At 42.4% G+C, this 10,062-nt stretch carries 12 protein-coding genes; all 12 read left to right on the forward strand.

Annotated elements, in window-relative coordinates:
* Window positions 1-372: 372 nt before the first annotated feature.
* The 12 genes from IBX40_07730 to rpl12p all read left to right on the forward strand — a co-directional run bounded on the left by IBX40_07730 (window position 373) and on the right by rpl12p (window position 9,910).
* Window positions 373-831, forward strand: a complete 459-nt coding sequence (locus tag IBX40_07730) for an Lrp/AsnC family transcriptional regulator (protein ID MBE0524205.1) — start codon at window positions 373-375, stop codon at window positions 829-831.
* 32 nt (window positions 832-863) lie between these two features.
* Window positions 864-1,490, forward strand: a complete 627-nt coding sequence (locus IBX40_07735) for a bifunctional precorrin-2 dehydrogenase/sirohydrochlorin ferrochelatase (protein ID MBE0524206.1) — start codon at window positions 864-866, stop codon at window positions 1,488-1,490.
* A gap of 38 nt (window positions 1,491-1,528) precedes the next feature.
* Window positions 1,529-2,806: a glutamyl-tRNA reductase gene (locus IBX40_07740; protein ID MBE0524207.1), complete on the forward strand. Its 1,278-nt coding sequence runs from the start codon at window positions 1,529-1,531 to the stop codon at window positions 2,804-2,806.
* Window positions 2,807-2,823: 17 nt separating this feature from the next.
* Window positions 2,824-3,798: a porphobilinogen synthase gene (hemB, locus tag IBX40_07745; protein ID MBE0524208.1), complete on the forward strand. Its 975-nt coding sequence runs from the start codon at window positions 2,824-2,826 to the stop codon at window positions 3,796-3,798.
* 73 nt (window positions 3,799-3,871) lie between these two features.
* Window positions 3,872-5,284 (forward strand): hypothetical protein, encoded by a 1,413-nt coding sequence (locus IBX40_07750; protein MBE0524209.1) that lies wholly within the window; start codon window positions 3,872-3,874, stop codon window positions 5,282-5,284.
* A 23-nt stretch (window positions 5,285-5,307) separates the two neighbouring features.
* Window positions 5,308-6,417: a cell division protein FtsZ gene (ftsZ, locus tag IBX40_07755; GenBank protein MBE0524210.1), complete on the forward strand. Its 1,110-nt coding sequence runs from the start codon at window positions 5,308-5,310 to the stop codon at window positions 6,415-6,417.
* Between the two features lie 125 nt (window positions 6,418-6,542).
* Window positions 6,543-6,740: a protein translocase SEC61 complex subunit gamma gene (locus IBX40_07760; protein ID MBE0524211.1), complete on the forward strand. Its 198-nt coding sequence runs from the start codon at window positions 6,543-6,545 to the stop codon at window positions 6,738-6,740.
* A gap of 52 nt (window positions 6,741-6,792) precedes the next feature.
* Window positions 6,793-7,260, forward strand: a complete 468-nt coding sequence (locus IBX40_07765; protein ID MBE0524212.1) for a transcription elongation factor Spt5 — start codon at window positions 6,793-6,795, stop codon at window positions 7,258-7,260.
* Between the two features lie 45 nt (window positions 7,261-7,305).
* Complete coding sequence (locus IBX40_07770; GenBank protein MBE0524213.1) at window positions 7,306-7,785, forward strand: 50S ribosomal protein L11; 480 nt, start codon at window positions 7,306-7,308, stop codon at window positions 7,783-7,785.
* Between the two features lie 110 nt (window positions 7,786-7,895).
* Entirely contained in the window at window positions 7,896-8,537 is a 642-nt protein-coding gene (locus IBX40_07775) for a 50S ribosomal protein L1 (GenBank protein MBE0524214.1), read from the forward strand.
* Complete coding sequence (locus IBX40_07780) at window positions 8,538-9,557, forward strand: 50S ribosomal protein L10 (GenBank protein MBE0524215.1); 1,020 nt, start codon at window positions 8,538-8,540, stop codon at window positions 9,555-9,557.
* Between the two features lie 41 nt (window positions 9,558-9,598).
* The gene (gene rpl12p / locus IBX40_07785; GenBank protein MBE0524216.1) at window positions 9,599-9,910 is read left to right on the forward strand and encodes a 50S ribosomal protein P1; all 312 of its coding nucleotides are present in this window, start codon (window positions 9,599-9,601) and stop codon (window positions 9,908-9,910) included.
* The last annotated feature ends 152 nt before the right edge of the window (window positions 9,911-10,062 follow it).

Raw genomic sequence — 10,062 nt, forward strand, 5'->3', positions numbered from 1 at the left:
CCTATCTATTAAACTGTTTTAAATAGATTATAAACAAACAATAAAAGAAGGATTGTAAGGACTTATCCCAGCAATTGCCGGATGCCAGATATGAATAATGATTGACGATCTGAAATAGCAATAAAATTATGCAGATAAATTAATAATACATGGAAAACAAGAGCAAAAGCTGAAATAGAAATGTTCAAACCTAAGGAAGATATTCGATTTGATCAGACCAGGATCAGATTTTCAATTTAATATACATTTTAAACCCAAAACGCAAAGTAGTGGAAATTATACAAACATGTAATGTAACGGTCTCGTAATTCTGGAAAAATACGATACCTATGAAGGTAATCATATTATAAAAATGAATAGAGTGAATGCGTTATGGATAAGAAAGATGCGGAAATAATTAAGATCACCCAGGACGGCATTCCCCTCATTTCAAGACCGTTCAAAGAAGTTGCCGAAAATCTTGGGATTTCAGAAAATGAAGTAATCAGGAGGTTGGGTGATTTGCAGCGTCAAGGTATCATTCGACGGTTCGGGGCATCTATTGGCCACAGGGCGATAGGTATTACTGCGAACGCCATGTGCACTTGGAATGTGCCAAATGATCAGGTGGAAGAAGTAGGGGCGATCATGGCTGGATTTTCTGAAGTAACCCATTGCTACGAAAGACCCAGAAGAGAGGAATGGCCATATAATCTTTTTACCATGGTCCATGCCTATACTCGTGAGGAATGCAGGAAAGTGGCTGAACAAATATCCAGAGCTACAGGGATAGATAATTACAGTATTCTTTTTAGTGAAAAAGAATTTAAAAAGACGGGTGTCAGGCTTTGAAAGCGGATGAAATACCAAGCCTCCTCCCCCTCATGGTTGAAATGAAAAACAGGAAGGTGGTAATATTTGGTGGAGGACAGGTGGGTGAAAGAAAAGCTAGCCTCTTCTCCAGATATGCTCCCACAACTGTCATAAGCCGCAGTTTTACTCCAGGTCTTTATGAGTTGGAAAAACAGGGGGTCAATCTAATAAACACAACCGTCACCTTGTCTGATGAGGTGATATTGGGACATATCAAGGATGTTTTTTTGGTAATACCAACGACCTCTGATCAGGAACTTAATAGAAGGATAGCTGAATTGGCACATCAGAGCAGTTCTCTGGTAAACTCTGTGGATGGACTGGAAGATATTGCAGTGCCTTCTATAATTGAGAAAGGGGACATCACCATAGCCATTTCCACTAAAGGAGCCAGCCCTGCCCTCTCTAAATATATGAGACAAAAGATCGAGGAAATAATACGGCCGGAATTTGAAGATATGGCAAGGATCTTGAAAGATATTAGACCGAAATTAATTCAACAGGTTCCTAAACAGGAAGACCGCTCCAGGATATTGTGGACCATTTTAGAAGATAGCGATGTTTGGGAGGCATTACCAGAATCCTATGATAAGGCACTGAAAATCGCCCTAAATCATTTAATAAATGGAAATAATTAAACTAACTTGGATGCATTATTGTTAATAAAGGAGTTCTAATGACTGAGATTTCAAGCATGTTGATCACCCATAAAAAAGCGAGTGTTGAAGATATTGAAAAACTTCACGCATGGCATGGGGGTGTTGACCAGATTTTGCAGAAATTGTATGCCCATGAGCTAGTAATGGAATGTGCCGTACTTATGACCTGCAACAGAGTTGAAGTTTATGTGGTCTCACCAAAGGGCAGCAAAGTTCTGTTTAATTTTGCGAAAGAAATGAAAGTTCCCAATTTGATTGTTGATTTTCATGATCATGAGGAGTCAATGCACCATCTGATGAGGATAACCTCAGGTTTGGAGTCCATGATAGTGGGAGAAGACCAGATACTGGGTCAGGTAAAGGATTTGTATAATATCGCAAAGCAGAGCAAAACCACTGGCAAGATGCTGGATACGGTGTTTGGTAAAGCTATTCAGGTGGGTAAAAGGGTCCGTAACGAAACAATGATTAATAAAGGGTCTGTATCCATCGGTTCTGCAGCAGTTGAACTGGCAGAGGATGTGCTTGGCACTCTGAATGAAAAGAACGTGATGATAATTGGTGTGGGAGAGATGGGGACACTTGTTGCCAGGGCACTGGCTAATAAAAATATTAATGTTATATATGTGGCCAACCGCACCTTCGAGAAAGCAGAAAAGCTTGCTGACGAATTGGAAGGTATTGCCATAAAATATGAGCTAATGCCCGAATATATCAAAGAATCCGATGTGGTGATAAGCGCAACAGCAGCACCCCATCTGGTGATTACCAGGGAAATAATGGAAGAAGCAATGTCGAAGCGCAGTGCAGAGATTTTACTAATTGATATTGCTAATCCCAGGGACATTGATGAGACTGTCACCGAAATAGACAGCATCAAGCTTTTCAATATCGACAGCTTGCGAAATGTAAGTGAGAGAAATCTGGCCAACCGCAAAAATGAGATACCTAAAGTAAATAAAATTATTGAAGAAGAGATGGAACTTCTAAAAACATATTATAAGCGTCAGCGTGCTGACCGGATCATATCTGCAATGTATAGCAGAATCGATGAAATAAGATGCAGAGAAAGAGATGTTGCAATAAACAAGCTCAATGCCTGGCTTACCCTGGGTGAAGTGGAACATGATGTGCTGGATGACCTCAGCCATTCAGTAGCCAACAAGATACTTGCCGAACCCACCAAGATTCTGCGAAGTGCCGCCGAACATGATAATGAGGAGTTATTAGATACTGCGGCTTTGCTGTTCGGATTAAACGGCAGCAGGAATAACAAAAATACAAATAAAAAATAAATATGGATGAATGTTTTATGTTTCCCACCACAAGATTGAGACGTTTACGGACACCTATAATGAAAAGAATGTTCAGTGAAACAAAGCTTTCAGTAGATGACATGATTGCACCACTCTTTGTTGACGAGAATCTCACTCAACCTCAGCCCATACCATCTATGCCCGGGATACAAAGAGAAACTCCAAAAAGTGTGGTGGATGAAGCAAAAGAATTGGCTGATCTGGGTATCCCTGCACTGATCCTGTTTGGAATACCAAAAATAAAAGACGAGACTGGAAGCCATGCATATGGCGAAGATGATGTTGTCCAGAATGCAACCCGTGATATAAAGGCAGAACTGGGAGATGATATGATGGTCATAACTGATCTGTGTCTTTGTGAGTTCACGACACACGGGCACTGTGGTGTGGTGGATTATGATACTGAGGCGATCTTGAATGATCCGACCCTGCCTATACTGGGCAAGACCGCAGTCAGTCAGGCCCGGGCAGGTGCAGATATGGTTGCACCTTCAGGCATGATGGACGGGATGGTCGATGCCATAAGAAAAGCACTTGACCAGAACAGTTTTCAAAACATTCCTATTATGTCATATGCTGCCAAATATTCATCATCGTTCTACGGTCCCTTCAGGGATGCGGCAGATTCAGGATATGCATTTGGGGACAGGTCTACTTACCAGATGGACAATGGCAACAGTAACGAAGCCCTTAGGGAGGTTGAGCAGGACATCAAGGAGGGCGCTGATATAATAATGGTAAAGCCGGCCCTGCCTTACCTGGATATTATATACAGGGTCAAACATGAATTTAATATGCCAACAGCAGCCTACAATGTCAGTGGCGAGTATTCAATGATAAAAGGGGCAGTAGATAACGGCTGGCTGGATGAAACAGCAATCATGGAATCCTTAATATCAATTAAACGCTCAGGAGCAGATGTTATACTTACATATTTTGCCAAAGATGTAGCAGTGAACCTCAAATCTTAAGGATGCAAATTGTTTCGAAAGTATAAAATATATTTATACTAAAAATCAATTATGCTATCGGTGGTGATAAAGAATAGAATCACATCAATCAACTAATGGAAAGATCAATATAATTATATCAAAACAGGATAAAGCCAGTCAGAATATCAAGAACATCCTGCTGCAGATCAGAGACTGGGTACCAATTCAAGTCGATTCCCCTGAAGTAATTACTGCAGTTGAATTTAAGAAATTCAGAGTTATAGAGATCGAAGGGATGCATATCTACCAGGACGGGCTTGATAAGCGATTGGCAGCATGCCAACTGGAATCTGATATTATTATTTTTGCCTCCAAACATCGAAGTAAGGATGGAAGACGTTTACTTACTGTACATCCCACAGGAAACACCAAAGAGGCAAAATTCGGTGGGAATCCAATGGAACTGGCAGCAGCAGCTCCTCAAGCCATGCGTTCTATCTATATGAATCTCAAGACATTGACCAAGAACGAGGATTTCCAGGTGTCTCTGGAGAGTACTCATCACGGTCCCAGTGACCTGAAAATTCCGTCTTTATTTGTTGAGATCGGAAGCTCGGAAAAAGAGTGGATTGACCCGCTGGCTGGCCGTATTGTGGCAAATGCGATACTTTTGATTGGGGATGAAAATGTGCCGGTGGCAGTCGGATTAGGAGGCAATCATTATGCACCCCGTCAGACAAAATTGATGGAAGACATCGAAGTTACTTTTGGCCACATCTTTCCAACCTATAAACTTGATGACCTTAACAAGGACCTGATCATGCAAGCATTTGACCGCTCATGTGCGGATTTTGCGTATTTTGACAGAAAATCCATGAAAGCGAGACAGCGCGATCGTCTTTCTGCTATTGTTGAAAGTCTGGGATATGAGGTCTTGCGGGAGAGTGATATCAGGGAAATGGATGGGGTACCCTGGCAGTTCTGTCTGCTATTGAGGGAAAAAGTTAAAGATATATGTCCCACAGGTCGAACCCATTTTACTGAAAGTATCAAATGCGAGATTCAAACAGCATGTCAGGGATGTGTCTGTCCTAAGGTGAAGGTGGCAACCATCAATCCTGAACTTCTCAGTGAAGCAGAGAAACTTGATCGTCCCAGATTGGAGGCATTTCTGGAAAAACATAGTATAGCTTATCTGGAACACAAGAACGGCCGGTTCTCACATATTATCATATCACTGGATGATGAATGCTCTCGACTGGTAGCTGAACAACTAATAAATGAATGCTTTAATATAGTAAAAGAACACTACGATGTACGGTATGAAAAAGATGAGGGAATACTATACCTCATCAGTAGAAAATTCAGTCCAGAACTGGCCAAGGAATACGGAATATCATCAGGACCTATGTTTGGTACATTAGCAAACGGAAAATCTGTGACCTTGAATAACAGGACGATTACGCCGGAAATGGTTTATGAAACTAATGAAAAAGCCATTCGACTTAAGAATATTAATTTGTAGATAAAATATTGAGGGATAAAAGGATGGAATCCATTATCAAAGAAGCAATCTCAAGGGCTGAGCAGGAGGGGCGGAATTCAGAGGCAAAACCAAAGCATACATTTGGTGAAACTGATGAAGACCTGGAAGAAGTTCTTAAACTATTAAAAACAAACATACGCGTGTTCGGGTGTGGCGGTGGCGGTTCCAATACTATCCAGAGGATGACGGAAGAAGGTATCACCGGAGCCGAGCTTTATGCATTAAATACAGATGCTCAGCATCTATTACATATTGTTGCAGAAAGGAAAATATTGATCGGAAGGAAAAAGACCCGTGGTCTTGGTGCTGGCAGTTTACCTCAGATAGGAGAAGAAGCAGCCAAGGAAAGTGATGAGGAGATAATTGCAGCCGTCGAAGGTTCTGATATGGTATTTATTACGTGTGGTCTTGGCGGCGGTACAGGAACTGGCTCGGCTCCTGTTGTTGCAGAGGCAGCAAGAGAGGCTGGCGCGCTGACCATCGCTGTGGTCACACTTCCATTCAGTGTTGAAGGATCTGTCAGGCGTGCTAATGCTGAAGCAGGTCTTGAACGTCTGAGAGACGTGGCCGACACTGTTATTGTAGTGCCCAATGATAAGCTTCTTGAAGTTGTCCCAAGACTGCCACTGCAGGCTGCATTCAAAGTATCAGATGAAGTGTTGATGCGGGCAGTGAAAGGTATCACAGAACTAATAACAAAACCAGGGCTGGTTAACCTGGATTTCGCTGATGTAAGAACCATCATGCAAAAAGGTGGTGTAGCCATGATCGGTCTTGGTGAATCTGATGGCGAGAATAAAGCTACGGAATCTGTACAGAAAGCACTGCGCAGTCCCCTGTTAGACGTTGATATTTCTGGCGCAACATCGGCGCTGGTCAATGTGGTGGGCGGACCTGATATGACCATTGCTGAAGCAGAGAATGTTGTGGAAGAGGTTTACAGCAGGATCGATCCTGAAGCAAGGCTTATCTGGGGTGCTCAGATTGATCCGGAACTCGAGCATACAGTACGCACCATGCTTGTGGTGACCGGAGTGAAATCTGCTCAAATTTATGGTAAAGGTAGCAGCCGTAACATTACCAGTCGTTATGGAATAGATTTTGTAAAATAGATTTATACAAATTATGATTGGCAGGTCTTTTTCCTGTCAATCGAAAAGTATTTTTATCAACAACTTAATTAGAGCTACTTTTATCTTAATATCTATTATCTAATCCTCTCGGGAAGTGAAACAAATTGGCAACCAGAAATACAGCTCCACCCACAATACCGCTGAAACTCAGCGAATATGTCCGAATAATAAAGCTGACACGCAAACCCACCAGAGAAGAATTCACTATGATCGCTAAAGTATCTGGGGCAGGTCTTCTTCTTATCGGGCTGATCGGATTCATAATATTTTTTATATTGACCGAGATCCCTCAAGCATTATGACCAAACCTTATTATATCAACCTGACATTATGGGGGAGTTGTGAACCAATCACATGAATGAAGTAGAAGAAACTGAGATATTTGTGGTAAAAACCACTGCAAATCAGGAAAGATCTGTGGCCAATCTAATAGAGATGATGGCAAAGAAAGAGAATTTGGCCATTAGAGCTATCCTTGCCCCTGATGAATTAAAAGGATATATTCTGGTGGAAGCAGAATCTGCTGATGTGGTAGAACAGGCTATTCAGACACTACCCCATGCCAGAAGTCTGATTAAAGGTGCTTCCACGCTTAAAGAAGTGGAACATTTCCTAACACCAAAAACAGCTGTGGTAGGGATCACAGAAGGAAGTATTGTTGAGCTTATTACAGGACCATTTAAAGGTGAAAAAGCCAGGGTCAAGAGAGTGGACGAGACCCATGAAGAGATCACTGTGGAACTGTTCGAGGCCATGGTACCCATACCCATCACAGTACGGGGCGATAACGTAAGGGTATTAAAACGAGAGGAACAGGAATAACATTCATAATAAGATTATTTAAAATATTTTACGAGGTAATTATATATGGGACAGGTAGTAGAAGCATTAGTACCGGGCGGCCATGCAAACCCCGGTCCTCCATTGGGTCCGGCACTGGGTCCATTGGGCGTTAATATTAAAGAGATCGTGGAAAGCATAAATGAAAAAACAGCCGATTTCAATGGAATGCAGGTTCCTGTGAAACTGATTTTTGATGATAAGAAGAACTATACCATCGAGATCGGAACACCACCCACATCTGCATTGATATTAAAAGAACTGGGGCTTGAAAAAGGTTCAGGACAGTCAGGAACTGAAACTGTTGGCAATTTAACCATTGAGCAGGCTTCAAAAGTAGCCCGAATGAAGCGGGACGGACTTTTGGCATCGGATTTCAAATCGGCTGTCAATGAGATTATCGGTAGCTGTGTACCCATGGGTGTAACTGTGGAAGATATGGACCCAAGGGAAGCACAAAAGGCTGTTAAGGCCGGAACTTTCGATGATAGATTGGGTGAAGACTGAATTGACCGATAATTTAAAATACTTATCATACAGTGTAAGAACCCGATTTACGAAACCGTAGAAGACCGGAAGGTCGTGAGTCAAAGTGGCAGATACTACGGGAGGAATATATGACATTCGAACAAACATTAGAAGCAGTTAAACAGGCGCTAGATAAGGCGCCTGAGCGAAAATTTAAAGAGAATTTTGATCTGGCAATCAATCTTAAGAGTATTGATATGAGCATTCCAGCAAATCGTGTGGATGAGGAGATCATTCTTCCCAACGGTCTGGGAAAATCTATTAAAATTGCTGTTTTTGCTAAAGGTGATATTGCTCAGAGAGCTACGGCTGCTGGCGCTGAAGTGATTATCGATCCCGAAGAGATCGATGGGCTTAAGGATGATAAAACAAGAGCTCGTGGACTTGCAAATGAGATCGATTCCTTTGTAGCAGAAGTAGCATACATGCCCTCCATTGCCAAGGCACTTGGACCCGTTTTGGGTTCCAGGGGAAAGATGCCTGAACCGCTGACACCAGATAAGAACATTGAAGATATTATTAGAAAGGCTAAAAATTCGATCAGGGTACGAAGCAAGGACAAACTAACTTTTCATCTTCCAGTGGGACGCAGGGATATGGAACCTGAAAAACTGGCACAAAATGTTGAGACCATTATTTCAAGAGTCGAACATAAACTGGAAAAGGGAAGGCAGAATATCAAGTCGATCTATGTCAAGACCACCATGGGGCCGGCAGTGAAGGTGATCTGAATGGACGAAGTACACCACAGTTCGCATATCCCAAAGTGGAAAATTGACGAGATCGAGGATATTAAGACCAACATCAAGAAATATCCGGTGATCGGGCTGGTTGGTATTCATGGACTACCTTCAAAGCAGCTTCAGCAGATGCGCTCAAACATAAGAGGAACGGTATTTATCAAGATATGCAAGAACACTCTCATAAGAAGAGCACTGGAAGAGTCTGCTGACGAGATCAAACCCCTGGAAGGATACATTGATCAGGAAATGGGACTGGTATTCTCAAACGAGAATTCATTCAAATTATATAAGCTCCTTGAATCCAGCAAGACCCCTGCACCAATTAAGGCCGGTATGGAAGCTCCGGTAGATATCATTGTCGAAAAGGGACCTACTGGATTCCCACCCGGTCCTATTGTCGGCGAATTGCAAACGGCTGGTATCCCAGCTGCAATAGAAGGGGGGAAGGTCGTAATAAGGGAAAAAAAGGTTGTAGCCAAACAGGGTGAGGTTGTTTCACAGAAACTGGCTGCAATGCTGAACCGACTGGAAATATTTCCTTTGGAATTGGGTCTGGAGGTCAAGGCTACTTTCGAGGACGGCATTTTACTGGATGCTTCCAATCTTGCAATCGATGAGGCCCTATATTCACAGAACTTCATATCAGCTGTCCAGCAGGCTTTCAATCTGTCGGTAAATGTGGCATATCCAACAAAGACCACAATTACAGCTCTACTTGTCAAAGCTGTTTCAGAATCCAGGAATCTGGCAGTGAATGCTGTGATATATGAGCCTGAAATTATGGATACTCTACTTTCCAAATGTCAGATCCAGATGCTTGCCCTGGCAGGTCTGATATCAGATGAAGCTTTGGATGAGGATCTGAAAGCACGATTGGGTGCACAGGTTGCTGTGAGCCATGTCGATACCAAACCACAAGAAGCTGAAGAAGAGATTAAGGAAGAGGTCGCTGAAGAAGAAGTAACTGAAGATGACGCGGCCGGGGGTCTTGGGGCCCTGTTCGGATAATAATAATAAAATTATAGTCAATTTATAAAAGGTGATAAGAAATGGAATATGTTTACGCAGCACTTTTACTGCACAATGCAGGTAAAGAAATAACAGAAGATACAATTACAGCAATTCTGCAAGCAGCTGATGTCGAAGTCGATGCAGCAAGAGCAAAGGCTCTGGTAGCGTCACTTGACGGAGTTGACATTACAGAGGCTATTGAGAAAGCAGCTTTTGCAGCACCTACCGCAGCAGCACCTACCGCAGCAGCTCCAGTGGAAGCTACTGCTGAAGCAGCAGTCGACGAAACAGCCGCTGAAGAAGAAGCTGAAGAGAGCGGAATGGAAGGACTGGGCGCTCTGTTCGGTTAATCGGGCAAATAATAAATTCTCAAAACCAGGCTGGAAAATATCCGGCCTGAAATATTTTTTTTTAGTTAAGCTAGTTGATAGCCAAATATGCTCTTCTATTAGACTCATATTTCGCACCCCTCTTTTGTAATATTTATCTTTTTTCCACCAAC

The sequence above is a fragment of the Methanosarcinales archaeon genome (genome assembly GCA_014859725.1).
Classification (GTDB): domain Archaea; phylum Halobacteriota; class Methanosarcinia; order Methanosarcinales; family Methanocomedenaceae; genus Kmv04.

Excerpts from the sequence above, each read along its gene's own strand:
- IBX40_07740 (MBE0524207.1), top strand. The coding sequence starts at position 1,529 with ATGACTGAGATTTCAAGCATGTTGATCACCCATAAAAAAGCGAGTGTT.
- IBX40_07730 (MBE0524205.1), top strand. The coding sequence starts at position 373 with ATGGATAAGAAAGATGCGGAAATAATTAAGATCACCCAGGACGGCATT.
- IBX40_07770 (MBE0524213.1), top strand. The coding sequence starts at position 7,306 with ATGGGACAGGTAGTAGAAGCATTAGTACCGGGCGGCCATGCAAACCCC.
- IBX40_07775 (MBE0524214.1), top strand. The coding sequence starts at position 7,896 with ATGACATTCGAACAAACATTAGAAGCAGTTAAACAGGCGCTAGATAAG.
- IBX40_07765 (MBE0524212.1), top strand. The coding sequence starts at position 6,793 with ATGAATGAAGTAGAAGAAACTGAGATATTTGTGGTAAAAACCACTGCA.
- IBX40_07735 (MBE0524206.1), top strand. The coding sequence starts at position 864 with ATGGTTGAAATGAAAAACAGGAAGGTGGTAATATTTGGTGGAGGACAG.
- rpl12p (MBE0524216.1), top strand. The coding sequence starts at position 9,599 with ATGGAATATGTTTACGCAGCACTTTTACTGCACAATGCAGGTAAAGAA.
- ftsZ (MBE0524210.1), top strand. The coding sequence starts at position 5,308 with ATGGAATCCATTATCAAAGAAGCAATCTCAAGGGCTGAGCAGGAGGGG.
- IBX40_07780 (MBE0524215.1), top strand. The coding sequence starts at position 8,538 with ATGGACGAAGTACACCACAGTTCGCATATCCCAAAGTGGAAAATTGAC.
- hemB (MBE0524208.1), top strand. The coding sequence starts at position 2,824 with ATGTTTCCCACCACAAGATTGAGACGTTTACGGACACCTATAATGAAA.